A 26,889-nucleotide genomic window follows, 5' to 3' on the forward strand; every position below is an offset into this window, starting at 1 on the left:
GCTTGTTGGCCATGAGTCACGTTCTCGCGGCGGTTGCCTGGCCCTACGCCAACGGCCCGCGCCACATCGGCCACGTCTCCGGCTTCGGCGTTCCCTCCGACGTCTTCGCCCGGTACATGCGGATGGCCGGCCACGACGTGCTCATGGTCTCCGGCACCGACGAACACGGCACGCCGATCCAGGTGCAGGCCGACGCGGAGGGGGTCACCCCCCGTGAGCTGGCCGACCGCTACAACCGGGTGATCGTGACGGACCTGCACGGGCTCGGACTCTCCTACGACCTGTTCACCCGTACCACGACCGGCAACCACTACGCCGTGGTGCAGGAGCTGTTCGAGGGGATGTACCGCAACGGCTACATCGTGCCGAAGACCACCATGGGTGCCATCTCCCCGTCCACCGGTCGGACCCTGCCCGATCGCTACATCGAGGGCACCTGCCCGATCTGCGGCTACGAGAGCGCCCGTGGCGACCAGTGCGACAGCTGCGGCAACCAGCTTGACCCGATCGACCTGCGAAACCCGAAGTCGAAGATCAACGGGGAGACGCCGAAGTTCGTCGAGACCGAACACTTCTTCCTCGACCTGCCGGCGCTCGCCGACGTCCTGGGGCAGTGGCTGGACACGCGGGAGGGCTGGCGGCCGAACGTGCTGCGTTTCTCCAGGAACCTGCTGGACGACCTCCAGCCCCGGGCGATCACCCGGGACCTGGAGTGGGGCGTACCGGTCCCGCTCGACGGCTGGCGGGAGCGCGGCGACAAGCGCATCTACGTGTGGTTCGACGCGGTGATCGGCTACCTCTCCGCCTCGATCGAGTGGGCCCGCCGCTCCGGGGACCCACAGGCGTGGCGCCGGTGGTGGTCGGCGGACGGGCCGGGCAAGGACGCCCCCAGCCACTACTTCATGGGCAAGGACAACATCGTCTTCCACTCGGTGATCTGGCCGGCGCTGCTCGCCGGCTACTCCGGCGAAGGCTCCCACGACGGCCAGCCGGGCGAGTTGGGCCGGCTGAACCTGCCCACCGAGGTGGTCTCCAGCGAGTTCCTGACCATGGAGGGGCGGAAGTTCTCCTCGTCCCGGCGCGTGGTTATCTACGTCCGTGACTTCCTGGAGCGCTACGACGCCGACGCGTTGCGCTACTTCATCGCAGTGGCCGGCCCGGAGAGCAACGACACCGACTTCACCTGGGCGGAGTTCCTCCGGCGTAACAACGATGAGCTGGTCGCCGGTTGGGGCAACCTGGTCAACCGCTCCATCTCGATGGCCGCGAAGAACTTCGGCGCGATCCCCCCGGTCGACCCGGCCGGGCTCACCGAGGCCGACGAGGCGCTGCTCGCGGTGGCCCGGGTCGGCTTCGACACGGTCGGCGAGCTGATCGGCCGGCACCGGCAGAAGCAGGCGATCGGCGAGGCGATGAAGGTGGTGGCCGAGGCTAACCGCTACCTCTCCGAGCAGGCGCCGTGGAAGCTCAAGGGCGAGGCGGACCGGCCGCGGATGGGCACCGTCCTGCACGTCGCCCTGCAGGTGGTCAGCGACGCGAACACGCTGCTGACCCCCTTCCTGCCGCACTCCGCGCAGAAGATCCACCAGCTGCTCGGCGGCACCGGGGTGCACGCGCCGATGCCGGTGATCGAGGAGGTTGCGGACCTCGACGGCGGGTCGGACTACCCGGTGCTGACCGGCGACTACACGGTCGGTGCCCGGTGGGAGTCGGTGCCGTTGGAGGCGGGGCGGGCACTCGACCCGCCCAAGCCGGTGTTCCGCAAACTCGACCCGTCGATCGTGGACGAGGAGCTCGCCCGCCTGGCGGGTTGAGCGCTGGTGGCCGCGCCGCTCGTCGCAGCGGATCCACCGCTCGGCGCAGCGGCCCACCGACGGCACGTGATGGTGATCATGCGGTCGTAGTCTCGGCCGCCACACCCAATCACCCGCACCGGAGGTGGGCCGATGGCCACACCCGAACCCCAGACGCCGGCCGCCGCGAAGACCCGGGCGAAGGACAAGAGTCCCTGGAACTGGCTGCTCTTCGTGCCGGTCGTCGTGCCGTTGATCCCAGCGTTCTACAACACCGACTCACCCCGGGTTCTCGGCTTCCCACGGTTCTATTGGCTCCAGCTCGCGTACATTCTGCTCGGCGTCGCGGTCACCACGCTCGTGTACCAGCTCACGAAGAGGCGGGTTGACCGCTGATGTGGCGTGCGCACGTCACCGAGATCAGCATTTTCACCGCGCTCTTCCTGCTGGTGAGCGCCATGGGATTCGTCGCATCCCGCTGGCGCGCGCCGAAGGACATGGCCCACCTCGACGAGTGGGGGCTGGGCGGGCGCAACTTCGGCGGCTGGATCACCTGGTTCCTGATCGGCGGCGACCTGTACACCGCGTACACCTTCGTGGCCGTGCCGGCACTGGTGTTCGGTGCCGGTGCGATGGGCTTCTTCGCGGTGCCGTACACCGTCGTCATCTACCCGATGGTCTTCCTGGTGCTCTGTCGACTCTGGTCGGTGTCGCACCGGCACGGTTTTGTCACTCCGGCGGACTTCGTCCGCAGCCGGTTCGACTCGCCGGTCCTGGCACTACTTGTGGCGATCACCGGGATCGTGGCCACGATGCCGTACATCGCGTTGCAGCTCGTCGGGATCGAAGCGGTGCTCAAGACCATGGGCGTGACCGGGGAGAGCAGCCTGGCCCGGCACCTGCCCATCATCATCGCGTTCGCGATCCTGGCGGCGTACACGTACCAGTCCGGGCTTCGTGCGCCGGCGCTGATCGCCTTCGTCAAGGACACCCTGATCTACGTGGTGATCCTGGCGGCGGTGCTGTACCTGCCGTACAAGCTGGGGGGCTGGGGAGAGATCTTCGACGCTGCCGACGCGAAGTTCGCGGCATCACCGAATCCCAACGACGGGATTCTGCTCAGTGCCAACAACCAGGTCCAGTACGTCACCCTGGCCTTCGGCTCGGCGCTGGCCCTCTTCCTGTACCCGCACAGCATCACCGGTGTGCTGGCCAGCCGGAACCGGGACGTCATCAAGCGGAACATGTCGGCGCTGCCCGCCTACAGTGTGCTGCTGGGGCTCATCGCGCTGCTCGGCTTCATGGCGATCGCGGCCGACGTGCAGCCGCTGCCCGGGGCGACCGCGGGCACGGTGGACAACAACACCATTGTTCCGGTGCTCTTCGACCAGCAGTTCCCGAGCTGGTTCACCGGCGTCGCGTACGCGGCCATCGGCATCGGGGCGCTGGTGCCGGCGGCGATCATGTCGATCGCGGCAGCGAATCTGTTCACCCGCAACATCTACAAGGAGTATCTGCGGCGGGACGCCACTCCGGCGCAGGAGGCGAAGGCGTCCAAGCTCACTTCGTTGGTGGTGAAGGTCGGCGCGGTAGCCTGCATCGTCTTCCTCGACCCGCAGTTCTCCATCGATCTTCAGCTGATCGGCGGCGTGATCATCCTGCAGACGCTGCCGGCGGTGGCCCTCGGCCTCTACACCCGCTGGTTCCACCGCGGTGCGCTGATCGCCGGTTGGGCCGCCGGCATGTCCCTGGGAATGTGGATGCTCTACCAGGTGTCCAGCCCGACCCGGAGGCACTTCGGCGGCTCCGCGTTTCCCCTGGAGAAGTTCGGCTTCGACACGACGATGACCATCTACGCCGGGTTCGTGGCCGTGTTGGCCAATCTGTTGGTCGCGGCAGCGCTGACGCTGGTGCTGCGGACCGCGAAGGTGGCCGACGGGGGCGACCGGACCAGCCCGGACGACTACTTCGCCGACGAGGGGGACCCGCGGGTGAGCCAGGGCGAGCGCCGGGGCGTCGACGCGGCCCCGGAATCGGTGGCGGGCGCGAACGCCGGGTAGCCGATGGTCCGGGTGAACACCGGGTAGCGGGCGGCTGCCGGTACTGGTGTGTGATGCTTGCGCCGATGACCGAGCAGACCGAAACCCGTAAGCAGCGCGCGGCCCGCCGGGCTGGGGAGTTCCCGGCCGCGCCCGCGCCGCTGCCCCGACCGGTGCCCGACAGCCACACCCACCTCGACATCACGATCAGTGAGGCCGGGGTCCCGCCGCGCCGGCAAGCAGCGGTGTCGGCCGCCGCCCCGGGGGCCGACACCAACCCGGCGGTCGACCCGGTCCGCGCCGCGGTCGAGGCGGCCGCGGAGGTCGGGGTGGACCGGTTGGTGCAGGTGGGGGTGGACGTCGACTCGTCCCGGTGGGGGGCGGAGTTGGCCCAGCGCCATCCGGCGGTCGTCGCCACCGTCGCGCTGCACCCCAACGAGGCCCCCCGGTTGGCGGAGCTGGACGAGGCGCTGCGGGTCGTCGAGTCGCTGGCCGGCCAGGACCGGGTACGGGGCGTCGGCGAGACCGGGATGGACTTCTTCCGCACCGGCGAGGACGGGCGGGCCGCGCAGGAGGCCAGCTTCCGGGCGCACATCGACATCGCCAAGCGCTACGGCCGGACCCTGGTGGTCCACGACCGCGACGCGCACGCCGACGTGTTGCGGATCCTGGACGACGCGGGTGCCCCGGAGACGGTGGTGATGCACTGCTTCTCCGGTGACGCCGAGTTCGCCCGCGCGTGCGTGCGCCGCGGCTACCTACTCAGCTTCGCCGGCACCGTCACCTTCAACAGTGCCGCGGCGCTGCGGGAGGCCGCCGCGGTGACCCCGCTGGATCACCTCCTCGTGGAGACGGACGCGCCCTATCTCACTCCGGTGCCGCACCGGGGCCGGCCCAACGCGTCGTACCTGATCCCGCTTACCGTCCGCGCGCTCGCCGCCGCCACCGGCAGCGACCTGGACGAGCTCTGCGCGGCCCTCTCCCGTACCGGCGAGCGGGCCTTCGGCCCCTGGTGACGGTGGCGCTGACGGGATTTCGCCGGGAGGTGGCGGGCCCCTGCCCGGGGCGCCCCGGCGTCCACCTACGCTAGCGGGCGTGACCGGTCTCCTCGGCCCGGCGGAGATCCGGGACCTCGCCGCCCGCCTCGGCGTCGCTCCCACCAAGCGGCTCGGCCAGAACTTCGTCCATGACCCCAACACGGTGCGGCGGATCGTCACCACCGCCGGCCTGACCGCCGAGGACGTGGTGTTGGAGGTCGGGCCGGGACTCGGCTCACTCACCCTCGCGCTGCTGCCGGTCGCCGCGCACGTGCACGCCGTCGAGATCGACCCGGTCCTCGCCGCCGCCCTGCCGGAGACCGCCGCCCGGCACGCCGGTCCCGCCGCCGGCCGGCTCGCCGTGCACCGCGCCGACGCGCTTCGGGTCACCGCCGGTCAGCTCGCCGACCCCGCGCCGACCGCGCTGGTCGCCAACCTGCCGTACAACGTCGCCGTGCCGGTGGTGCTGCACCTGCTCGCCGAGTTGCCGACGCTGCGGCACGGCCTGGTCATGGTGCAGAAGGAGGTCGCCGATCGGCTCGTCGCCGGTCCCGGTTCCCGGGTGTACGGCGTACCGTCGGTCAAACTCGCCTGGTACGCCCACGTCCACGCGGCGGGGAAGGTGCCGCCGAACGTGTTCTGGCCGGTGCCGAACGTCGACTCCGGGCTGGTCGCCTTCACCCGTCGGGAACCGCCGGGCGTGGGCGGTTCCCGGGAGCGGGTCTTCGCGGTGGTGGACGCCGCGTTCGCCCAGCGTCGCAAAACCCTGCGCGCGGCCCTGGCCGGCTGGGCCGGCGGTGCGGACCGGGCGGCAGCGGTGCTCACCGCCGCGGGAGTGGATCCCGGCGCCCGCGGGGAGGCGCTCCCGGTCGAGCAGTTTGCCGCGATCGCCGCGTCGGCCCCGGCCGCCACTGCCACCGGGCAGTAGGCTGACGCCGTGCCCGTCAAGGAAGTTGGTAGAGCCACGCCGTTGTCCCCGCCCGTCGCGCCGGGGACGGTGGGCCGGGACTCGGTCTGGGACGCCATCCCGTGACCGAGGCATGGCGACCGGAGGATGACGAACCGCGAGGTGCCAGCGGGCCGGTCCGGGTACGAGTCCCCGCCAAGATCAATTTGCATCTGGGGGTGGGCCCGCTACGCCGGGACGGCTATCACGAGCTCAACACCGTCTACCACGCGATCTCTGTGCACGACGAGTTGACCGCCCGCCGGGGCGACACCCTCAGCCTGACGATGGCGGGCGAGGGGACCGGCGAACTGGCGCTGGACGAGTCGAACCTGGTCATTCGCGCCGCCCGCGTCCTCGCCAGCTCCGTCGGGGTGCCGCCGCACGCCCGGCTGCACCTGCGTAAGCAGATTCCCCTGGCCGGTGGGCTCGCCGGGGGCAGCGCCGATGCCGCCGCCGCGCTGGTCGCCTGCGACGCGCTGTGGGGGACCGGGCTGTCGCGGGACGAGTTGGCGGAGATCGCCGCCGGCCTCGGTTCCGACGTCCCGTTCCTGATCCACGGGGGCACCGCGCTCGGCACCGGCCGGGGTGAGGCGGTCAGCCCGGTACTGGCCCGGCCGACCGTCTGGCACTGGGTCGTCGCGGTCGCCGACGGCGGCCTCTCCACGCCGGTCGCGTACCGGGAACTCGATCGGCTCCGCGAGTCCGGGGCCGCCGGCCCCCCACTCGGCAGCACCGACACCCTCCTCGCCGCCCTCCGGCAGTCTGACCCCCGGGTGCTCGCCGCGGCCCTCGGCAACGATCTCCAGGACGCCGCACTCGCCCTGCGGCCGTCCCTGGCCGCCACCCTGAAGGCGGGCGAGGCGGCGGGAGCGCTCGCGGGTATCGTCTCCGGCTCCGGGCCGACCTGCGTCTTCCTCGCCACCGGAGCGGCCGACGCGGAGCGCATCGCCGCCGAACTGGGCGCCCTCGACGTGTGCCGACAGGCGCGCACCGCACACGGCCCAGTCGCCGGGGCCCGGATCGGCTGACCGTCCCCGGCGCCGGCCGTCCGCCGCCCGCGTACCCTTGCTTCGGGCGTCCTTGGTTGCCGATCCGGTGCCGGGCGCCCTGACCATGGAAGGGGTGTAGTGGCCAACATCGTCAACCTGGACCGGGTGTCCAAGGGCTACGGCGCTGCCGGGCCGCTGCTCACCGATGTCTCGCTCGGTCTCGACGACGCCGACCGGATCGGTGTGGTGGGGCTCAACGGCACCGGCAAGTCCACCCTGCTGCGCCTGCTCACTCGGCAGGAGGAGCCGGACGACGGCCGGGTGACCCACCGGCGCGACCTGCGCGTCGCCGGGTTGCCGCAGACCCTGCAGCTCGCCCCCGACGCGACCGTCCGAGACGTGGTCCTGGGCACCGCGTGGCTGGCCGAGGGGATGGGCGCCGAGCACGAGTGGGCCGGCGACGCCGGTGTCCGGGCGGTCCTCGACGGCCTCGGGATGCCGCACCTCGGCCTCGACGCCCCGGTCGGTCCGATGTCCGGCGGCGAGCGCCGCCGGGTCGCCCTGGCCGCGCTGCTGGTCCGCGAGGCCGACCTGCTGATCCTCGACGAGCCCACCAACCATCTTGATGTCGGCGGCATCGACTGGCTGGCCCGGCACCTGCTCGCCCGGCGAGGTGCGCTCGTCGTGGTCACCCACGACCGGTGGTTCCTCGACGCCGTCTGCACCACCACCTGGGAGGTCGCCGACCAGACCGTCCGGGCGTACGAGGGTGGGTTCGCCGCCTGGACCCTCGCCCGGGCCGAACGGGAGCGGGTCGCCGCCGCCACCGAGGCGCGCCGCCAGAATCTGCTCCGCAAGGAGATCGCCTGGCTGCGGCGCGGCGCGCCGGCCCGTACCGCCAAGCCGAAGTTCCGCATCGACGCGGCGAACGCGCTGATCGCCGACGTTCCGCCGCCGCGGGACAGCATGTCGCTGCAGAGGCTCGCCACCGCCCGGCTCGGCAAGCAGGTGTACGACCTGGAGCACGTCCGGTTGGACGCGGGGCCGAAGGAGATCCTGCGCGACCTCACCTGGCAGGTCGGTCCCGGCGACCGGATCGCGGTCCTCGGCCGCAACGGTGCAGGTAAGACCACCCTGTTGCGGATGCTCGCCGGCGTTACCCGACCGGATCACGGCCGCTTCGTGGCCGGTTCCACGGTGCGTCCCGCGTTCCTCTCCCAGGAACTCGCCGAACTCCCCGGCGACCTGCGCGTCCTTGAGGCGGTCGAGGAGATCGCCCGCCGGGTCCGGCTGGGTGACCGGGAGATCTCCGCCGCCCAGCTCGCCGAGGTGTTCGGCTTCGACGACCGCCGGCTCTGGACCCCGGTGGCTGATCTCTCCGGTGGCGAGCGGCGGCGGCTGCAGCTGCTACGCCTGCTCGCCGGGGAGCCGAACGTGCTCCTGCTGGACGAGCCCACCAACGACCTGGACACCGACACCCTCGCCGCGCTCGAGGATCTGCTCGACTCCTGGCCTGGCGTGATCATCGTGGCCAGCCACGACCGGTACCTGGTGGAACGGGTCGCCGACACCGTGTACGGCATGTTCGGCGACGGCCAGTTGGTGCACCTGCCCGGCGGGGTTGACGAGTACCTGGCCCGGGCCACCGACGGCGCCCGTCCGGCACCGGCGACGGGTGCGGGGCCGGCGCCGGCGAAGGCGAGCGGGATGTCTGCCGCGCAGGTCCGCCAGGCCCGTAAGGAACTGGCCCGGCTGGAGCGGCAGGTGGGCCGGTTGGAGCAGCGGGAGGCGGAGCTGCTCGACCAGCTGGCCGCGAACGCGACCGACTACGCCCGGGTGGCGGAGCTGGACGCCCAGCTCAAGGAGGTCCGGGGCGAGCGGGAGCAGGTCGAACAGGCATGGCTGACGCTGGCCGACGAGATCCCGGCCGGCTGACCGCCCGCTGCGCCGCGGCGCAGTCGCCCCGGGACCGTGTGCGGCGTCACACCGGCCGGTACGGGACAATCGGCGCCGACCCTCACCGTAACGTCGTTGGAGACTCAGCCATGGCGCACACCCCCGTGAACCATCCCGCACGGCCGATCTACCGGGCGATCGGCGGGCTGACCGGCCTGTACCTGGTCGCTTTCGGCGTGCTCGGCCTCATCGCGACCGCTGGCGACGAGCTTTGGGCCCAGGGCGACACCGCGGTACTCGGTCAGGGCACGAACCTTGGCCTCTCGTTGCTCAGCGTGCTGCTTGGTGGCGCCGTGCTGGCCGGCACGGCGATCGGCCGCAACGTCGACGTGTTGATCAACCAGGGGCTGGGGTACGCGGGGATCGTGCTCAGCCTCGGCGGCCTCGCCCTCCTCCGGACCGGGGCGAACTTCTTCAACTTCAGCATCGCCACCGTCCTGGTGCTGATGGTGGTCGGCCTGGTCCTGCTCATGGTCGGGATGTACGGCAAGGTGGGCACCGACGCGGAGCAGGAGGCCTGGCAGAAGGCGCGGCTGGTGCTCTGACCGCTGCTCCGGGGCGCTTGCGGCTATCCCGGCCGATTCGCCGTACGCGCGGCCTCGGCCCGGGTGACAATGGCCCCTGGCTGTCGTCGAGCGTCGGAGGCGTCATGGCGCACATCCCGCTGAACCATCCGGCGCGGCCGATCTACCGGGTCCTCGCCGGGCTGATCGGTCTCTACATCCTGGTTTTCGGTGTCTGGGGCACCGCGCAGACGCTGGGTGACCCGCTCTTCGACCGGGACGGAGAATGGGTGCTCGGCCTCCGCACCAATCTCGCGTTCGCGCTGGCCTCGGTGGTCTTCGGCACCTTCCTCCTGGTGGGGGCGTCGCGGCGGGGCAATCTCGGCCACTACATGAACCTGATCGCCGGGGTCGTCTTTCTGGTGACCAGCGTCCTGATGATGTCGGTGCTGCGGACTTCGGCCAATGTCCTCAGCTTCTCGATGTCGACCGTGATCGTGTCGATGCTCTTCGGGCTGATCCTGCTCGGCACCGGCCTCTACGACAAGGTCGGGCCGGTGGAGCATGCCGAGGCGGAGTAGTCGGCGCCGGCCGACCGGCCGGAACCGGTCGATGACTCAGCGGCTCCGGACGGTGATCAGGCCGGGCTTCGGCTCGAGGTGGGACAGGCCGTTCCAGGCCAGGTTCACCAGGTGCGCCGCCACCGTCTCCTTGCCCGGCCGGCGTACCTCCAGCCACCAGCGGCCGGTCAGCGCCACCATTCCCACCAGGGCCTGGGCGTAGAGTTCGGCCAGTTTCGGGTCGTACCCGCGGCTGGAGAACTCGGCGCCGAGAATGTGCTCCACCTGGTGCGCGACGTCGTTCATGACGCTGCTGAAATTGCCTGTTGAGGACATCAGGGGTGACTCCCGGACCAACACCCGGAACCCGCTGTTCTCCTCCTCGATGTACGTGAGCAGGGTCAGCGCGGCCTGTTCGAGCAGCGCCCGTGGGTGGCCGGCGGTCAGGGCGGTGGTGATCCGGTCGAGCAGGCTGCGGACCTCCCGGTCCACCACCACCGCGTACAGCCCCTCCTTGCCGCCGAAGTGCTCGTACACCACCGGTTTGGAGACCTTCGCCCGAGCCGCCACCTCCTCGATCGAGGTGGCGTCGAAGCCGCGTTCGGCGAAGAGCTGGCGCGCGGTCGCGATGAGTTGTTCGCGCCGCTGCGCCGCCGACATACGTACCCGTGCGGTCTTGCCGGCTGCTGCGGCTCCCCGTCGCCGACCGGGGGTGTGGTCGCTGCCCAGGCCATCCATCATGTCGTCACCTCATCGGCGCTCGGTGCCGTCCGGTCGTGGGGTCGAGTCGGTTACCGGCAATCCGGTCCTGGGTCGAGCCCGTCACCGGTCATCCTGTCAGGTCGGCTCGGGCGCGGCGCTCGGCGGCAGTCGGGACCGGTGCCGCGGCGCGGCCCACCGTGCCGCGCGCCGACCCCACCACCCGGTTGGCCCCAAGTTGGCGGGGACTATCGTGGTTGTCGGTAATTCGGCCGGCGGGCGGGCGCTGTCCGCGCGGATCGCAGGTATGATCACCGAGCTGTTCCGGATCGTGGGTCTGTTACGACTACGCGTTCGGACGACATGGCGATGGGGTGTGGGGTAACGGCAACCCGCAGGCCTTTGGAGCCTTGAGCTCCTGGTTCGAATCCAGGCACCCCAGCTCCTGCCACCGGTCAGCTTTGTGAAGGCCCCGCCCGATCCAGGGCTGATGTCTGGTTAGCATGACCGCGAGACTGTCGCCGCACCGACGGGAGCCCTTCCGTGTCCCAGCAGCCCTCTCCCCGTACCGTCGTGGTGCTCGCCGCCGGCGCGGGTAAGCGAATGAAGTCCGGGCTCCCGAAGGTGCTGCACCCACTGCTTGGCCGTACGCTCGTCGGCCACGTGCTCAGCGCCGCCGCACCGCTCGCCGCCGACCGCACGGTGGTGGTGGTCGGCCACGGCGCCGACCAGGTCCGGGCCCAGCTGGCGGAGATCGCCCCGCAGGCCACCCCGGTGCTCCAGGCCGAACAGCTCGGCACCGGGCACGCGGTGCGGGTCGCGTTGGCCGCCGTACCGGAGAGCAGCGGCACCGTGGTGGTTCTCAACGGGGACGTGCCGCTGCTGCGGCCGGAGACCCTCGGCGGGTTGGTCGAGGCGCACGAGCGGGCGGGTGCCGCGGCGACGGTACTGGCCGCGGAGGTACCCGACCCGACCGGGCTCGGCCGGATCGTGCGGGACGCCGACGGCCAGCTCCAGCAGATCGTGGAGCAGCGCGACACGACTCCGGACCAGCGGGCGATTCGGGAGATCAACGCCGGCATCTACGCGTTCGACGCGGCCCTGCTGCGGGACGCGCTCGGCAAGCTGTCGACCGAAAACGCGCAGGGCGAGGAGTACCTGACCGACGTCTTCGGCCTGCTGCGGTCGGCGGACGAGCCGGTCGCGGTACACGTGGCGCCGGACCACATCGAGACGCTGGGCTGCAACGACCGGGTGGAGTTGGCCGGGCTGCGGCGACTGCTGCGGGACCGGGTCAACGAGGCCTGGATGCGTGGCGGGGTCAGCCTGCTCGACCCGGCGACCACCTGGATCGACGTGACCGTGGCGTTGGACCGGGACGCGGTGGTCGACCAGAACACCCAGCTCCGGGGCGCCACCGTGGTCGGTGCCGGTGCGCAGGTCGGCCCGGATGTCACGTTGGTGGACACCCTGGTCGGGCCCGGCGCCACCGTGGTCCGCAGCCACGCGGTCGGCGCGGAGGTCGGCCCGGCGGCCAGCGTCGGCCCGTACGCGTATCTGCGGCCGGCGGCGCGGCTGGCGGAGCAGGCGAAGGTGGGCACCTTCGTCGAGGTGAAGAACTCCGAGGTCGGCGTGGGGTCGAAGGTCCCGCACCTGACCTACGTCGGGGACGCCACGATCGGCGAGCAGAGCAATATCGGCGCGGCGACCGTGTTCGTCAACTACGACGGGGTACGCAAGTACCGCACCGTCATCGGTGACCACGCCCGCACCGGCGCGGACAACATGTTCGTGGCGCCGGTCGAGGTCGGCGACGGGGCGTACACGGCGGCTGGTTCCGTGATCGACCAGGACGTGCCGGCCGGGGCGATGGCGGTGGCCCGGTCGCGGCAGCGCAACATCGAGGGCTGGGTGCTGAAGCGGCGGGCCGGCACGGCCGCCGCGACGGCTGCCGAGCGTGCGGGGCAGGCCGGTGTCGCGGGGGTGTCTTCCGGGGCGACGGCAAGTGAAGGTGAGGCAATGCACGCGGGGGCCGAGCCGGCGGGTGGGGCGCACGGCACCGGGGATACTGCAACCGACTAGCCCCGGCCCACCACCCGCGCCGGGCACCACCAACCAACAGGAGCAGACGGGCCATGGGCAGCATCGTCGCCGAAAACCGCAAGAGCCTGATGCTCTTCTCCGGGCGTGGCTTTCCGGAGTTAGCCAAGGAGATCGGCGAGGTGCTCGGGGTCGCCCCGACACCGGCCGACGCCTACGATTTCGCCAACGGTGAGATCTTTGTCCGCTACAAGGACTCGGTGCGCGGTTCGGACGCCTTCGTGGTGCAGTCCGTCACGCACGGGGTCAACACCTGGGTCATGGAGACCCTGATCATGATCGACGCGTTGAAGCGTGGGTCGGCCAAGCGGATCACCGTGGTCCTACCCTTCTACCCGTACTCGCGGCAGGACAAGAAGCACCGGGGTCGGGAGCCGATCTCGGGTCGGCTGATCGCGGACCTGTTGAAGACCGCCGGCGCGAACCGGATTCTCACCGTGGATCTGCACACCGCCCAGATCCAGGGCTTCTTCGACGGCCCGGTGGACCACCTCTTCGCGATGGACGTGCTCGCCGAGGAGGTGGAGCGTCGGTACGCGGGGCGTCCGATGACGGTGGTCGCCCCGGATTCGGGTCGGGTCCGGGTCGCCGAGCGGTGGACCGACCGGCTGGGCGGCTGCCCGCTGGCGTTCATCCACAAGACCCGGGATCCGTCCAAGCCGAACCAGGTGGTGGCGAACCGGGTGGTCGGTGAGGTTGAGGGCCGGGTCTGCCTGATCGTTGACGACATGATCGACACGGGTGGCACGATCACCAGGGCGGCGGAGATCCTCAAGGAGTTGGGTGCGGCCGAGATCGTCGTCGCCTCCACCCACGCGCTCTTCTCGGACCCGGCGATCGAGCGGCTGAAGAACAGCCCGATCAGCGAGGTGCTGGTGACGAACACGTTGCCGCTGCCGCCGGAGAAGCAGCTCGACAAGATCACCGTGCTGTCGATCGCACCGCTGCTGGCCCGGGCGATCCGGGAGGTCTTCGACGATGGTTCGGTGACCACCCTCTTCGGTGGCCTGAGCTGAGCTACCCCAGCGGCCCCGGTCCGGCGGCGGTCACCGCCGCCGGACCGGGGTTTCGTCGGTGCGGCTCCGGCCGGAGCGGTTGATTCCGGGGGTGCCGCCGGAGTGGGTGGATTATCTTCGGGTAGACTGGTGCGGTTGCCACGGCGAGGGTGCCCTGCGGGCCGCTGATCAGGACCGCACGGAGGCGCCGTCATCGACGCGGCGCTCCTAGGCGGTCGGTCATGACGCAGGAGCCCCAGCGAGCCCCTCGCCCGGCACCGAGACGACCATCGCCGCAGCGAAGCATCAGGAGTTTCCCCGTGTCCGAGGTAAAGATCAGCGCCGAGCCCCGTACCGAGTTCGGCAAGGGGGGTGCCCGTCGTACCCGCCGGGCCGGCAAGGTGCCTGCCGTGCTGTACGGCCACGGCGAGAAGCCCAAGCACATCGCGCTGCCGGCCCGGGAGTTCGCCGCGGCGATCCGGCGCGGTGGCGCCAACCAGCTCTTCACGATCGACGTCAGCGACGGCACGCAGGTGCTGGCGTTGCCGAAGGCGATCCAGCGGGATCCGATCAAGGACACCTTCGAGCACGTGGACCTGCTGCTGGTCCGCCGCGGCGAGCAGGTCACGGTCGAGGTCCCGGTGCAGTTGGTCGGGGAGGCCGCGAAGGGCACGCTGATCGTGCACGACCACGACAGCCTCTCGGTGACCGCTGACGCCACCAAGGTGCCGGACCACCTCGATGCCACCATTGAGGGCCTGGGGGCGGGCACGCAGGTCGCCGCCGGCGACGTCCAGCTGCCGGCCGGAGTCGAGCTGGCCACCGACCCGGAGCTGCCGGTCGCCGCGGTGACCGCCGCCCCGACCGAGGAGCAGCTTGAGGCCACGCTGCCGGAGGTGGAGGAGGCCGCTGCCGAGGCCGAGGCCGAGGTCGGCGAGGTCACCGAGGGATCGGAGGGCGCCGAGGCCGGGGCTCCGGTCGCCGAGCAGGAGGCGGTTGCCGAGGCGAAGGCCGAGGCCTGATCGTTCGCTGCGCAGATACCAGGCGTCCCCGCTCGTCGGGGGCGCCTGTTGCGTATCGGTGGGTGGCACGGGTACGAGCGGAAGGGGCAGACGGTGGCGGAGGAGACAGGGCCGTGGCTGGTCGTCGGTCTGGGTAACCCCGGACGGCAGTACGCCGGGAACCGGCACAACGTCGGCTTCCTCGTGGCCGACCTGCTGGCGGGGCGGCTGGGGGCCCGGTTCAGTCGACACAAGCGGGCGATGGCGGAGGTCGCCGAGGGGCGGTTGGGTCTCGGCGGGCCGCGGCTGGTGCTGGTGAAGCCGCTGACCTACATGAACCTCTCCGGGGCGGCGGCGGCGGGCCTGGCGCAGTTCTACAAGGTGCCGCCGGCGCGGGTGGTGGCCATCCATGACGAGCTGGATATCCCCTACGGCCAGGTTCGGGTGAAGTGCGGTGGCGGCGAGGGCGGCCACAACGGTCTGCGGTCGATGACGAAGTCCCTGGGGACGAAGGAGTACGCCCGGGTGCGGTTCGGAGTCGGCCGGCCGCCGGCGCGGCGGGACCCGGCGGATTTCGTACTGTCGGATTTCGGTACCGTCGAGCGTAAGGAGCTGGACTTCCTGGTGGACCGGGCGGCAGATGTCGTGGAGTCGGTTGTCCAACGCGGGGTGGAACCGACCCAGAATCTCTACCACGGTGCCTGACGGCCGGATCGGCGAAGGTCTCCGCTCCTATCGACGGCTGGCGCGGCGACGGGAGTACGGGAGATGAGCAGTCCTCCGATGATCGATGGGGCGTTCGCCCGTTGGTTGGCGGTCCGGGCCGGGCAGGCGCTGGTCAGCCTGCGCGACGAGGTGGGCTTCGGAGATCCGGGTGCCCTGCGGGCCGCCGGGGACAAGGTCTCGCACGACCTGCTCCGGACCGAACTGGCGACGTGGCGCCCGCAGGACGCGGTCCTGTCCGAGGAGGACGAGGGTTCCCGGCTGGCCTGGGCGGCGGAGGCGGGCGCTTCGACGGCACCGCGGCTGGGCAGCGACCGAGTGTGGATCATCGACCCGTTGGACGGGACCCGGGAGTTCGCCGAGGCGGGCCGGGCGGACTGGGCGGTGCATGTGGCGCTCTGGGCGCGGAACGCCCCGACGCCGCACGGACTGGTGGCGGGTGCGGTCGGGTTGCCGGCCCAGGATCGGGTGTTGGGAACGGACTACCCACCGGGCTACCCGCAGATGCCGGCGGTGACCACTGCGGGCGAGCCGACGATCCGGTTGGCCGCCAGTCGCAGCCGCCCTCCGGTCTTCCTCACCGACCTGGCTGCCGAGGTGGGTGCCGAGCTGGTGCCGATGGGTTCGGCCGGTGCGAAGATCGCGGCGGTGATCACCGGTGAGGTGGACGCGTACATCCATGCGGGCGGGCAGTATGAGTGGGATTCGGCAGCACCGGTGGCGGTGGCGACCGCCACCGGGCTGCATGCCTCCCGCATCGACGGCTCCGCGCTGACCTACAACGAAGCCAACCCACGCCTGCCGGACCTGTTGGTCTGTCGTAAGGATCTCGCCGGCCGACTGCTTGCGGCGTTACGGCGCCATTGCGGGTAGCCTGAGCGCTACTTCTGGCAAAGCCGACCGGAGAGGTCTGGAAATGAGTGCGGGAATCGAGCCGGCGTCATGACCACGAGGGCTGCATACCAGGTGTCCCACCTCGACGCGCTGGAGGCGGAGAGCATCTTCGTGCTGCGTGAGGTGGTCGCGGAGATGGAACGACCGGTGCTGCTCTTCTCCGGCGGCAAAGACTCGATCGTCATGCTCTGGCTGGCGCAGAAGGCGTTCGCCCCGGCGAACATTCCGTTCCCGGTGCTGCATGTCGACACCGGGCACAACTTCCCCGAGGTGCTGGCGTACCGGGACCAGCGGGTCGCCGAGCTGGGCCTGCAACTGCTGGTGGCGAGCGTACCCGAGGCCTTGGCCAGCGGGCTGGTACGGGAGAGCGCGGACGGCATGCGCAACCGGATCCAGACCCCGGTGCTCCTGGCCGCCGTCGAGCAGCACCGCTTCGACGCGCTCTTCGGTGGCGCCCGCCGGGATGAGGAGAAGGCGCGGGCCAAGGAGCGGGTGTTCAGCTTCCGGGACGAGTTCGGCCAGTGGGATCCGAAGAACCAGCGTCCGGAGCTCTGGTCGCTCTACAACGGTCGGCACCAGCCGGGTGAGTCGATCCGGGCGTTTCCGCTGTCCAACTGGACCGAGCTGGATGTCTGGCACTACATCGCCCGAGAGCAGATCGAGGCGCCCTCGATCTACTACGCGCACGAGCGCGAGGTGATCGAGCGCGACGGGATGCTGTACGCGGTGAACGAGTTCATCCGCCCCCGCGCCGGTGAGGAGCGGTTCAAGGCCCGGGTGCGCTACCGGACGGTGGGCGACGCCTCCTGCACGGCGGCGGTCCGCTCGGATGCCGACACGGTGGCGAAGGTCATCGAGGAGGTGGCCGCCACCCGGATCACCGAGCGGGGCGCGACCCGCGGTGACGACCGGGTCAGCGAGGCCGCGATGGAGGATCGCAAGCGGGAGGGCTACTTCTGATGACCACCGAGACGACCGCCGCGGTCGGTGCCGAAGCGGCGTCCGCCCGCCCGATGGACCTGCTGCGGTTCGCCACCGCGGGCAGCGTGGATGACGGCAAGTCGACCCTGATCGGCCGCCTGCTCTACGACACCCGATCCCTCTTCACCGATCAGCTCGCCGCGGTGGAGGCGGTCAGCGCGGCCCGCGGCGACGAGTACACCAATCTCGCGCTGCTCACCGACGGCCTGCGGGCCGAGCGGGAGCAGGGCATCACGATCGACGTGGCGTACCGATACTTCGCCACCCCCCGGCGGAAGTTCATCATCGCCGACACCCCGGGGCACATCCAGTACACCCGGAACATGGTCACCGGTGCCTCCACCGCCGACCTTGCGCTGATCCTGGTTGACGCCCGGAAGGGCCTGGTGGAGCAGTCCCGTCGGCACGCCTTCCTCTGCTCCCTGCTGCGGGTGCCGCACCTGGTCCTCTGTGTCAACAAGATGGACCTGGTGGACTGGTCGCGCGAGGTCTACGAGAAGATCGCCGACGAGTTCACCGCGTTCGCGGCGAAGCTCGACGCGCCGGACCTGACGGTGGTGCCGGTCTCCGCGCTGCACGGCGACAACATCGTCACCCGGTCGGAGAAGATGCCCTGGTACGAGGGGCCGTCCCTGCTGCACCACCTGGAACGGGTGCACATCGCCAGCGATCGGAACCTGGTCGACGTGCGCTTCCCGGTGCAGTACGTGATCCGCCCGCAGTCCACGACCGTCACCGACTACCGCGGGTACGCGGGCCAGGTCGCCTCCGGTGTACTCAAGCCCGAGGACGAGGTGATGGTGCTGCCGAGCGGCTTCACCAGCCGGATCGCCGCGGTGGAGACCGCCGACGGGCCAGTACCGGAGGCGTTCCCGCCGATGTCGGTGACCGTACGGTTGACTGACGAGATCGATGTTTCCCGGGGCGACATGATCTGCCGCCCGAACAACGCCCCGGCCGTCGCCCAGGACATCGAGGCGATGGTCTGCTGGATGGACGAGACCCGACCGTTGCAGCTCGGTGGTAGGTACGTGATCAAGCACACCACCCGGTCGGCGCGGGCCATCCTCCGCGGGCTGCACTACCGGTTGGACATCAACTCGCTGCACCGGGACGAGTCGGCGGGGGAGTTGAAGCTCAACGAGATCGGCCGGGTCCGGTTCCGGACGATGGTCCCGCTGCTGGTTGACGAGTACCGCCGGAACCGCACCACTGGCGGCTTCGTCATCATCGATGAGATGACGAACCGGACGGTTGGCGCCGGCATGATCGTCGAGGCGGGCTGACGCCACCCGACCGGGTGGCTGACCCCACCCGGTCGGCGCGGGCGCTCCGGGGGGCGCCGCTGATCGAGGTTGGCCGCCGGCGACGGCTGGCTACCCCCGTTCCGGCAGGTGGTCGCGGTAGAAGGTCCAGGCGTCGCTGATGATGTCGTGCAGGGTGGGCTTGGCGGGTGTCCAGCCCAACTCGGTACGGGCCAGGTCGGCGGCGGCGACCAACTCGGCGGGGTCGCCGCCGCGGCGGGGGGCGACCACCGCCGGAACCGGACGGCCGGTGACCTCGCGGACCACCTCGATGACCTGACGGTTGGTGAACCCGTTGCCGTTGCCGAGGTTGTAGATCCGGTGCTGGCCGCCGACCGCGGCGTCGAGCGCGAGTAGGTGGGCCCGGGCGAGGTCGGTGACGTGGATGTAGTCGCGGACGCAGGTGCCGTCAACGGTCGGGTAGTCGTCGCCGAAGAGCTGGAGCTTCTCCCGGCGGCCGGCGGCGACGTCGAAGGCGATGGGGATGAGGTGCGTCTCCGGATCGTGCCGTTCCCCGAGGGGAACCGGGGCAGCCAGGTGCGCGCCGGCGACGTTGAAGTAGCGCAGCGAGACGGCAGCCAACCCGTTTCCGGCCGCCGCCGAGGTGAGCGCCATGTCGACGGTGAGCTTGGTGGCGCCGTACGTGTTGGTGGGGGCGGTGATCGCCGCCTCCGAGATGGGTAGCTCGACCGGGTTGCCGTAGACGGCGGCGGTGGAGGAGAAGACGACCTTCGGGACCCCGGCGACGCGTACGGCGTCGAGCAGGGCGAGGGAGCCGACGACGTTGGTGTGCCAGTACAGCTCTGGCTTGACCATCGACTCGCCGGCGGCGATCAGGGCGGCGAGGTGCAGCACCCCGTCGAAGCCCGCCTGCGGGGTTACCACCTGTGCCACCTCGTCCAGGGGGGCGACGACGTGGGTGGCGTCGGGTGCCACGGCGATGCGGTGCCCGGTCCGCAGATCGTCCAGAACGACCACCTCGTGGCCGGCGTCGAGCAGCATCCGGGTCACCACGCTGCCGATGAAGCCGGCGCCGCCGGTGACGAGCAGTTTCACGTCGATCTCCTCCTGCCGGGCCGCCCCACCAGCGACCTTCGGTGGTCACCCTACGGCGGCTTGCTGTGCCCGCGCTGCGAGGCGATCGGCGGGGCGGGTCGCCGCCCGCGGGCCGGAAGAACTGGCGCGGTGCTGTTCCGCCACCGCGATGCGTGTCTACCATCCATCTCATGCGGGAAGTGGGTCGTCCCGGGCTCCGGCGCCGTGCGCGGGGGCGACCCCGCCGCGAACCCGGCCCGCTGTCCTGGGCGGTCGCCCGGGTCGTGGTCCGCACCGCCACCGCCGCCACCCGCCTGGTGACCGGGCTACTCGGCACCAGTCCGGTGGCCGGCCGGGAACGGATCAGCGAGGACGAGTTACGCGACCTGGTCGCCGCGGCGACCGTGCTGGACCCGGTGGAACGGCGGATCATCGACGAGGTCCTCGCGGCCGGCGCCAGCCTGGTACGCGAGGTGATGATGCCGCGCACCGAGGTGGTTTTCCTCTCCACCGCGTTGACCATCGACCAGGCGCAGCGCCTGGTCCGGGTCGAGCCGCACACCCGCTACCCGGTGGTGGACGGGACCCACGACGACGTGGTCGGCTTCGTGCACCTACACGACGTGCTGCTTCGTACCGACGAGGACCCACTGGTCACAGTGGGCGAGCTGGCCCGGGAGGTCAAGCGGCTGCCCGGCAGTAAACGGGTGCTTCCGGCCCTGACCGAGATGCGCCGGGAGGGGCATCACCTGGCGGTGGTCGTCGACGAGTACGGGGGGACCGCCGGCATCGTCACCTGTGAGGACCTGATTGAGGAACTGGTCGGCGAACTGCACGACGAGTACGACACGCCGCCGGAGCCGACGCACGCCGGCCTGCCCACCACCGTTGACGGTCGGCTGAACCTGGCCGACTTCGCCGAGCGGACCGGGGTGAGCCTGCCGAATGGACCCTACGAGACGGTTGGTGGCTATGTCATGGCCGAACTGGGCCGGCTGCCGGTGGCCGGGGACGAGGTGTCGGTGGCCGCCGCGCCGGCCGCCCCGGTGGAGCCGGTGCGGGCGCCGCCCGGGGGCTGGCGGCTGCGGGTGCTGACGCTGGATGGGCGTCGGGTGGCCCGGGTGGCGGTAGCCGCGGCCCGGCCCGCCGAGTCGCGACGCGAGACGGGGCTCCCCACCCAGGCCGGTCGCGGTCAACCCGCCGGCCCGTCCTGACGGATGCCCCCGGTTGCTGACAGAATTGCCAGCATGTCCAACGTACCCGTTCGACCGCGCGTGTTCTCCGGCATTCAGCCGACCGCCGACTCGTTCCATCTCGGCAACTACCTGGGCGCGGTCCAGCACTGGGTGGCGTTGCAGGAGACGCATGACGCCACCTACTGCGTGGTTGATCTGCACGCGATCACCGCCGGGCACGACCCCCGGGCGCTGGCGCAGCGGTCCCGGATGGCCGCCGCGCAGCTGCTCGCGGTGGGGCTGGACCCGGAGCGCTGCACCCTCTTCGTGCAGTCCCAGGTGCCCGAGCACGCGCAGTTGGCCTGGGTGTTGGGGTGCATCACCGGGTTCGGCGAGGCGGGCCGGATGACCCAGTTCAAGGACAAGTCGCAGAAGCAGGGCAACGAGCGGGCCAGCGTCGGCCTGTTCACGTACCCGGTCCTGCAGGCGGCCGACATCCTCCTCTACCAGGCGGAGGCGGTGCCGGTCGGCGAGGACCAGCGGCAGCACCTGGAGCTCAGTCGCGATCTGGCGCAGCGGTTCAACACCCGGTTCGGCTCGACCTTCGCCGTTCCCGCGGCACACATCGTCAAGGACACGGCAAAGATCACGGACCTGCAGGACCCGACGGCGAAGATGTCGAAGTCGTCCTCCGCACCGGCGGGTATCGTCCTGCTCCTGGAGGACGCGGCCCGGTCGGCCAAGAAGATCCGTTCTGCGGTCACCGACACCGGACGCGAGATCGTTTTTGATGTCCAGCAGAAACCGGGTGTCTCCAACCTGCTGACGATCTACTCGGCGCTTTCCGGCCGGAGCATTGACGATCTGGTCGGCGCCTACGCCGGCAAGGGCTACGGTGACCTGAAGAAGGACCTCGGAGAGGTGGTACGCGAGTTCGTGACGCCGATCCAGGAACGTGTCCGCGGCTACCTGGACGACCCGGCCCAGCTCGACAAGCTGCTCGCCGCGGGGGCGCAGAAGGCGCGGGCGGTGGCAGCACCGACCCTGCAGGCGGTGTACGAGCGGGTGGGTTTCTTCCCGCCGGTGCGCGGCGAGTAGGCAGCGACGCGACGCGTGCGGGTGAGCGGGATGGAACCGGTGGCCAAAGGGGTGGCACGAGGCGTGGACCTGCGGGACGGGTCGTCGACGGCCGGCGGCACAATCCAGATCGGCATCGCGGTGGACGTCCCCGAGCCCTGGGGGAGTGTGCTGACCCGGCGGCGGATGGCGGCGGGTGACCAGCAGGCCGTCCCGGCGCACGTGACGCTGCTCGGGCCGACCGAGATTCCGGGCGCCGCCCTGCCAGCTGTCGAACGGCACCTCACCGCGGTCGCCGCCGCGCACCCTCCGTTCACCCTGCACCTGCGCGGGACCGGCACGTTCCGGCCGGTCACCCAGGTGGTTTTCGTAACGGTGGCGACCGGGATCAGCAAGTGCGAGCTGCTCGCCGCGGCGATCCGGGCCGCCCCGGAACTGCACCGGGAAACCCGTTTTCCGTACCATCCGCACGTCACGGTGGCACAGGATGTCTCACCGGACGCGCTGGACCAGGCGTACGAGGACCTGGCTGACTTCTCGGCGATGTTCGGGGTGGAGGCGTTCACGCTCTTCTCCCACAGTGGCCAGACGCGGTGGCAGCCCCGGCGGGACTTTCGGCTCGGCGGCTGAGCAGGTGCCCCGGCGACAGGTCGGCGAGGATGGCGAGGTGAACGTGTTCCGCCGGATTCTGGCGGGTGCCCACGGGCGGATTACCACCACGCGGCGCCGCTATCCGTCCTTCGACCACGGGTTGCGGGCGGTCCTGCTCTACAACCGCCGGTTCGGCAGCCGGCTCGCCGCCGCGATCGCCTACTACGGCTTCTTCGCGGTCTTCGCGCTCGCCCTCGTCGCCTACTCCGTCTTCGGGGCGATCCTGGAGGGAAACGCCGAGGTCAATGCCGCCGCGGCGGACTTCCTTCGGGAGAACCTGCCCTTCCTTGACCCGGTGCAGGTCGCCGAGAGTAGCGGGGCCGTCGGCGTGGTCGGTCTGACCATCCTGGTCTTCACCGGGGTCGGCTGGGTGGAGGCGATCCGTTCCTCCCAGCGGTTGCTGTACGGCCTCGACCAACAACCCGGCAACTTTGTCGTTCGCCGGTTGGTCGACCTGGGTGTACTGCTGGTGGTGTTCGTGCTGCTCGGCGTCTCGGTAGCGGCGGTGGACACGTTGGAGTCGCTGCTGCGGTGGTTGCTGGGCAGTGCCGGCTCGGTCGGTCTCACCACGATCAGCGCCGTGCTCAGCGTCTTCGTGAACGCGGTGCTGGCGACCCTACTGTTGGCGGCGGTGCCCCGGTTGCGGCCCAGCCGGGTCCGGCTGCGCCCGGCGGTGCTGCTGGTGGCGGTGGGTATCACCCTGCTCAACACGATCGGGCGGTACTACGTGGTGCGGACCGAGCGGAACCCGGCGTACACGGTGGTGGCGGGCGCGGTGGGGCTGCTGCTCTACCTCTATCTGCTCAACCAACTCGTGCTCTTCGGCGCGGCGTTGGTGGCCACCGGCAGCCGGGGGCAGGTGGTGGACCTCGCGGCGGAGCGGGTGGCGGCCGACCAGGAGGAGGCGGGCTCCCCGCCCCCCGGGCAGCCGAGCGTGAACGGGCCGACGGCACCCGAACCAGGGACGGGGCGTCGAACCGGGGATCCGCCCACGGCCGGGGAACGATGATGGGCGGGTGGGCACTCTCGTGACACTCGATCTGCCGGACGATTCGCCGCTGCTGGACCTGCCGTGGATTATTACCTTCGGCCCGCTCGGCGACGCCGACGAGTGGGAGCCGGTGGTGTGCGGCCCGTACGAGCGGGCGCCCGCGTTGGCGTTGGCCGAGGTGATGGTGGCGGAGGAGGCGCTGATGGCAGTGGTGGAGCCGCTGCTGCCGGCGGTGTCGGCGGAGCAGATCCGTGGTGAGATCGCCGCGGCTCAGGCCGCCGCCGAGGATGAGGTGGCGGCGCAGGCGGACAGCGCCGAGCTCTACGGCAACTTCGACGACACCTTCGACGAGGAGCTGGCGGAGGGGGAACGGGACCGGGATGCCCAGTCGGCGATGCCGCCGAGTGAGGCCGCGATCCGGGCGGGCTTTGCCCGGATCGCGGCGAAGCTGCCCGGCCTCGAGCGTTGATCCCGGGCCGGTCGGCTGCCCAGCCGCCCGGCGGCCCGGGGCACGCCGAACGACCGGGTTGGTTGGGGCGTACCCGCTCAGCGCCGTTCGAACCAGGCGGCCGCGTCGACCGGGACCAGGTAACCGGATTCCTCCCGGGTGAGCGGGACGCTGGCGATGAGCGGCTCGCCGTACCCGGTGCTGACGGCGGGTGCGTCGCTGATGTTGACCACACAGGTGAGCGCCGTACCGTCGGCGGCGGTACGGGTGAAGGCGAGGACGCCCGGCCGGCCCTCCTGCCAGACGAGCTGGGCCGCGGCGATGGCGAGCGCGGGGTGCGCTCGGCGGATCCGGAGCGCGGTGCGATACAGCTCGAGCGTGGAGTCGGGGACGCCGTGCTGGGCAGCCACCGACAGTTCCCGCCAGGTAGCCGGGGCGGGCAGCCAGCTCAGCGCGCTGCCGGCGGGGCCGAAGCCGTACGGGGCGAGTTCGCCGCTCCACGGGATCGGCACCCGGCAGCCGTCCCGGCTCTGGCCGGTCCGCAGGTACTGCGGGTCCTGCCGCAGGTCGTCCGGGAGGTCGAGGACCTCGGGTAGGCCCAGCTCCTCACCCTGGTAGACGTAGGCGCAGCCGGGCAGCGCGAGCATCAGCAGGGCTGCGGCGCGGGCGCGGCGTAGTCCGGCCGGCCCGTCCCCGTACCGGGTGACGTGTCGCTGCTTGTCATGGTTTGAGAGCACCCAGGTGGTGGGCGCGTTGATGACCGCTGATTCGGCGAGCGAGCTGTCGATGACCTTGCGGAAGGAGTCGGCCGACCAGTGGGCGTCGAGGAAGTCGAAGCTGAACGCCTGGTGCAGCTCGTCTGGACCGATGTAGCGGGCGAGCCGTTGCGGGGTCTCCGCCCAGGCCTCGGCCACCGCCATCCGGCCCCCGGGATAGCTGTCCAGGATCGGCCGCCAGGCCCGGTAGATGTTGTGTACCTCGTCCTGGTCGAAGTAGGGCAGTCGGCTCTTGCCGAGCAGTTCGACCTGTCGTTGGCCGGTGTGCTGGCCGAAGCCGACATCCGGCAGGCCCTCCGCCTTGATCATTCCGTGGGCTACGTCAATCCGGAAGCCGTCGACGCCGCGGTCCAACCAGAACCGGAGCACCTCCTCGAACTCGGTGCGGACCTCGGGGTTGCGCCAGTTCAGGTCCGGCTGTGCCGAGTCGAACAGGTGCAGGTACCACTGTCCGTCGGGCAGTCGGGTCCAGGCCGGTCCGCCGAAGATGCTCTCCCAGTCGTTCGGTGGCAGTTCGCCCGCCGCTCCGAGCCCGGCGGCGAAGTGGTAGCGGGCCCGCTCGGGGGAGCCGGGGGTCGCTGCGAGGGCGGCCTGGAACCAGGGGTGTTCGCTCGACGTGTGATTGGGTACCAGGTCGACGATGATCCGTAGGCCCAGTGCGTGCGCGTCGACGATCATGTCGTCGAACTCGGTGAGGGTGCCGAACATCGGGTCGACATCGCGGTAGTCGGCGACGTCGTAGCCGCCGTCAATCATGGGTGAGGGGTAGAAGGGGGTCAACCAGAGCGCGTCCACCCCGAGGTCGTGCAGGTAGGGCAGGCGCTGCCGCAGGCCCGCCAGGTCGCCGATCCCGTCACCATTCGCGTCGGCGAAGCTGCGGAGGTAGACCTGATAGATGGCGGCGGAGCGCCACCAGTCATCGTCGGAGGTCGGCGGGGTGGGGTTGCGGACGGTCATGAGGGGTTCCCCGATCTCGCGCGGTACGGCGGTCTCCGGCGCGGGCAGGGGTGGTGGCGCCGGTTGCTGTGCAGGATGCCGGCAGAACATTGCAAGAGTCAAGCAGCCCTTGCGCAAGGTCGACTCGGGTTTTCCTCCCGGTCGGGATCCGGACGGGGTGGACGGCGGGCGTTCAGACCGAGACCGCCAGCGGGGCGGAGGTGGGTCCACCGGGGTCAACGCCGGGCGTCCGGGCGACCGCGGTCGAGCCGCGCACCACCAGCTCGGGCCGGAACAGATACTCCGAGTGTGGGGCGGCATGCCCGTTGATCTCGTCCACCAGTGCCTGGACGGCGGCAACCGCCATCGCGGCGACCGGCTGGCGCATGGTGGTCAGGGGTGGGTCGGTGAAGGCCATCAGCGGGGAGTCGTCGTATCCGACGACGGAGACGTCGCGGGGCACGGCGAGCCCGCGCTGTCGGGCGGCGCGGATGGCACCCAACGCCATCGGGTCGGAGCCGCAGACCAGGCCGGTGACACCGCGGTCCAGCAGGCGGGTGGCGGCGGCCTCGCCCCCCTCGACGCCGAAGAGGGAGAGTTCGGTCAGTTCGGTGAGCTCGGCCTCGGAGACGTCGGTGCAGCGCCGCATGGCGGCCTGGTAGCCGGCGACCTTGCGCTGTACGGGGACGAACCGGTTCGGCCCGGTGATCAGGCCGATCCGGCGGTGCCCCAGCGCGACCAGGTGGGTGACGGCCAGCTCGGCGGCCTCCCGGTCGTCACAGGAGATGAAGGGCGCGGGGAGGTTCGGTGCGTAGCCGTTGACCATGACAACCGGGAGGGGGCGGGCGATCAGTGCGCGGTACCGCTCGTGGTCGGCGGCGGTGTCGGCGTGCAGGCCGGAGACGAAGACGATGCCGGAGACCTGCCGGTCGAGCAGCATCTCGACGTATTCGTCCTCCCGGATGCCCCCGGGGGTCTGGGTGCACAGCACGGGGGTGAAGCCGGTCGGTGCCAGCGCCGACTCGATGATCTGCGCGAAGGCGGGAAAGATCGGGTTGTCGAGTTCCGGGACGACCAGGCCCACCAGTCCGGCGCAGCGTTTGCGTAGCCGGGCCGGACGTTCGTAACCGAGCACGTCGAGGGCGGTCAGGACGGCCTGTCGGGTCTCGGGTGCCACTCCGGGTCGGTCGTTGAGCACCCGCGACACGGTGGCCTCACTGACCTCTGCCTGCTGGGCGATGTCGGACAGTCGAGCGCGCATGGCGGCACTGTAGCTC

General features: G+C 70.9%; 25 protein-coding genes and 1 tRNA gene. 22 read left to right on the top strand and 4 right to left on the bottom strand.

Features of this window, described 5'->3' with window-relative positions; translation table 11 throughout:
• Positions 1-11 precede the first annotated feature (11 nt).
• From metG to T398_RS03415, 9 genes are all read left to right on the top strand, one after another.
• Complete coding sequence (gene metG / locus T398_RS03375; RefSeq protein ID WP_496444926.1) at positions 12-1,814, top strand: methionine--tRNA ligase; 1,803 nt, start codon at positions 12-14, stop codon at positions 1,812-1,814.
• Positions 1,815-1,946: 132 nt separating this feature from the next.
• Positions 1,947-2,189: a DUF3311 domain-containing protein gene (locus tag T398_RS03380; RefSeq protein WP_496444433.1), complete on the top strand. Its 243-nt coding sequence runs from the start codon at positions 1,947-1,949 to the stop codon at positions 2,187-2,189.
• Positions 2,189-3,853, top strand: a complete 1,665-nt coding sequence (mctP, locus tag T398_RS03385; protein ID WP_496444435.1) for a monocarboxylate uptake permease MctP — start codon at positions 2,189-2,191, stop codon at positions 3,851-3,853. Before T398_RS03380 ends, mctP begins: the two co-directional genes overlap by 1 nt.
• Before the next feature lie 53 nt (positions 3,854-3,906).
• On the top strand, positions 3,907-4,848 hold the full coding sequence (locus tag T398_RS03390; RefSeq protein ID WP_496444437.1) for a TatD family hydrolase: 942 nt from the start codon (positions 3,907-3,909) through the stop codon (positions 4,846-4,848).
• 79 nt (positions 4,849-4,927) lie between these two features.
• Positions 4,928-5,797, top strand: a complete 870-nt coding sequence (gene rsmA / locus T398_RS03395; protein WP_496444439.1) for a 16S rRNA (adenine(1518)-N(6)/adenine(1519)-N(6))-dimethyltransferase RsmA — start codon at positions 4,928-4,930, stop codon at positions 5,795-5,797.
• 101 nt (positions 5,798-5,898) lie between these two features.
• Positions 5,899-6,846: a 4-(cytidine 5'-diphospho)-2-C-methyl-D-erythritol kinase gene (locus tag T398_RS03400; RefSeq protein ID WP_496444441.1), complete on the top strand. Its 948-nt coding sequence runs from the start codon at positions 5,899-5,901 to the stop codon at positions 6,844-6,846.
• 99 nt (positions 6,847-6,945) lie between these two features.
• Positions 6,946-8,742, top strand: coding sequence for an ABC-F family ATP-binding cassette domain-containing protein (locus T398_RS03405; RefSeq protein WP_496444443.1), 1,797 nt, complete (start codon positions 6,946-6,948; stop codon positions 8,740-8,742).
• A gap of 110 nt (positions 8,743-8,852) precedes the next feature.
• The gene (locus T398_RS03410) at positions 8,853-9,308 is read left to right on the top strand and encodes a DUF4383 domain-containing protein (RefSeq protein WP_496444445.1); all 456 of its coding nucleotides are present in this window, start codon (positions 8,853-8,855) and stop codon (positions 9,306-9,308) included.
• 104 nt (positions 9,309-9,412) lie between these two features.
• Positions 9,413-9,847 (top strand): DUF4383 domain-containing protein, encoded by a 435-nt coding sequence (locus T398_RS03415; RefSeq protein ID WP_496444447.1) that lies wholly within the window; start codon positions 9,413-9,415, stop codon positions 9,845-9,847.
• 36 nt (positions 9,848-9,883) lie between these two features.
• On the opposite strand, the gene T398_RS03420 is transcribed toward T398_RS03415, so the two are convergent.
• On the bottom strand, positions 9,884-10,567 hold the full coding sequence (locus T398_RS03420; RefSeq protein WP_496444449.1) for a TetR family transcriptional regulator: 684 nt from the start codon (positions 10,565-10,567) through the stop codon (positions 9,884-9,886).
• A gap of 328 nt (positions 10,568-10,895) precedes the next feature.
• Between T398_RS03420 and T398_RS03425 the strand changes: the two genes are divergently transcribed.
• From T398_RS03425 to T398_RS03460, 8 genes are all read left to right on the top strand, one after another.
• Positions 10,896-10,967, top strand: a tRNA-Gln gene (locus tag T398_RS03425).
• Positions 10,968-11,068: 101 nt separating this feature from the next.
• On the top strand, positions 11,069-12,607 hold the full coding sequence (gene glmU / locus T398_RS03430; protein WP_496444451.1) for a bifunctional UDP-N-acetylglucosamine diphosphorylase/glucosamine-1-phosphate N-acetyltransferase GlmU: 1,539 nt from the start codon (positions 11,069-11,071) through the stop codon (positions 12,605-12,607).
• Between the two features lie 53 nt (positions 12,608-12,660).
• Positions 12,661-13,641 (top strand): ribose-phosphate diphosphokinase, encoded by a 981-nt coding sequence (locus T398_RS03435; RefSeq protein ID WP_496444453.1) that lies wholly within the window; start codon positions 12,661-12,663, stop codon positions 13,639-13,641.
• 299 nt (positions 13,642-13,940) lie between these two features.
• Entirely contained in the window at positions 13,941-14,642 is a 702-nt protein-coding gene (locus T398_RS03440) for a 50S ribosomal protein L25/general stress protein Ctc (RefSeq protein ID WP_496444455.1), read from the top strand.
• 93 nt (positions 14,643-14,735) lie between these two features.
• Complete coding sequence (gene pth / locus T398_RS03445) at positions 14,736-15,326, top strand: aminoacyl-tRNA hydrolase (RefSeq protein WP_496444457.1); 591 nt, start codon at positions 14,736-14,738, stop codon at positions 15,324-15,326.
• A 63-nt stretch (positions 15,327-15,389) separates the two neighbouring features.
• Positions 15,390-16,217 carry an inositol monophosphatase family protein gene (locus T398_RS03450; protein ID WP_496444459.1) on the top strand — a complete coding sequence of 276 codons (828 nt, stop codon included), beginning with the start codon at positions 15,390-15,392 and terminating at the stop codon, positions 16,215-16,217.
• 69 nt (positions 16,218-16,286) lie between these two features.
• Positions 16,287-17,198 carry a sulfate adenylyltransferase subunit CysD gene (gene cysD / locus T398_RS03455; RefSeq protein ID WP_496444461.1) on the top strand — a complete coding sequence of 304 codons (912 nt, stop codon included), beginning with the start codon at positions 16,287-16,289 and terminating at the stop codon, positions 17,196-17,198.
• Entirely contained in the window at positions 17,198-18,505 is a 1,308-nt protein-coding gene (locus T398_RS03460) for a sulfate adenylyltransferase subunit 1 (protein ID WP_496444463.1), read from the top strand. The genes cysD and T398_RS03460 overlap by 1 nt, the downstream gene beginning before the upstream one ends.
• A gap of 90 nt (positions 18,506-18,595) precedes the next feature.
• Here the strand turns inward: T398_RS03460 and galE are convergent, their stop codons facing one another.
• A complete protein-coding gene (gene galE / locus T398_RS03465) occupies positions 18,596-19,579 on the bottom strand; it encodes a UDP-glucose 4-epimerase GalE (RefSeq protein WP_496444465.1) in 984 nt (327 codons plus the stop codon).
• A 170-nt stretch (positions 19,580-19,749) separates the two neighbouring features.
• Between galE and T398_RS03470 the strand changes: the two genes are divergently transcribed.
• Genes T398_RS03470 through T398_RS03490 form a run of 5 tightly spaced genes read left to right on the top strand, consistent with a single transcriptional unit; the run spans position 19,750 to position 23,921 of the window.
• Positions 19,750-20,772, top strand: coding sequence for a hemolysin family protein (locus T398_RS03470; RefSeq protein WP_496444467.1), 1,023 nt, complete (start codon positions 19,750-19,752; stop codon positions 20,770-20,772).
• Between the two features lie 33 nt (positions 20,773-20,805).
• Positions 20,806-21,831, top strand: coding sequence for a tryptophan--tRNA ligase (gene trpS, locus T398_RS03475; protein ID WP_496444469.1), 1,026 nt, complete (start codon positions 20,806-20,808; stop codon positions 21,829-21,831).
• A 30-nt stretch (positions 21,832-21,861) separates the two neighbouring features.
• Entirely contained in the window at positions 21,862-22,440 is a 579-nt protein-coding gene (locus tag T398_RS03480) for a 2'-5' RNA ligase family protein (RefSeq protein ID WP_496444471.1), read from the top strand.
• Between the two features lie 37 nt (positions 22,441-22,477).
• Positions 22,478-23,470 carry a YihY/virulence factor BrkB family protein gene (locus T398_RS03485; RefSeq protein WP_496444473.1) on the top strand — a complete coding sequence of 331 codons (993 nt, stop codon included), beginning with the start codon at positions 22,478-22,480 and terminating at the stop codon, positions 23,468-23,470.
• Positions 23,471-23,477: 7 nt separating this feature from the next.
• Complete coding sequence (locus T398_RS03490) at positions 23,478-23,921, top strand: hypothetical protein (protein ID WP_496444475.1); 444 nt, start codon at positions 23,478-23,480, stop codon at positions 23,919-23,921.
• Positions 23,922-23,998: 77 nt separating this feature from the next.
• On the opposite strand, the gene T398_RS03495 is transcribed toward T398_RS03490, so the two are convergent.
• Both T398_RS03495 and T398_RS03500 read right to left on the bottom strand, forming a co-directional pair.
• A complete protein-coding gene (locus tag T398_RS03495; protein ID WP_496444477.1) occupies positions 23,999-25,633 on the bottom strand; it encodes a glycoside hydrolase family 13 protein in 1,635 nt (544 codons plus the stop codon).
• Positions 25,634-25,805: 172 nt separating this feature from the next.
• Entirely contained in the window at positions 25,806-26,873 is a 1,068-nt protein-coding gene (locus tag T398_RS03500; RefSeq protein WP_496444479.1) for a LacI family DNA-binding transcriptional regulator, read from the bottom strand.
• Between the last annotated feature and the right edge of the window lie 16 nt (positions 26,874-26,889).

The organism is Salinispora goodfellowii (assembly GCF_059570675.1).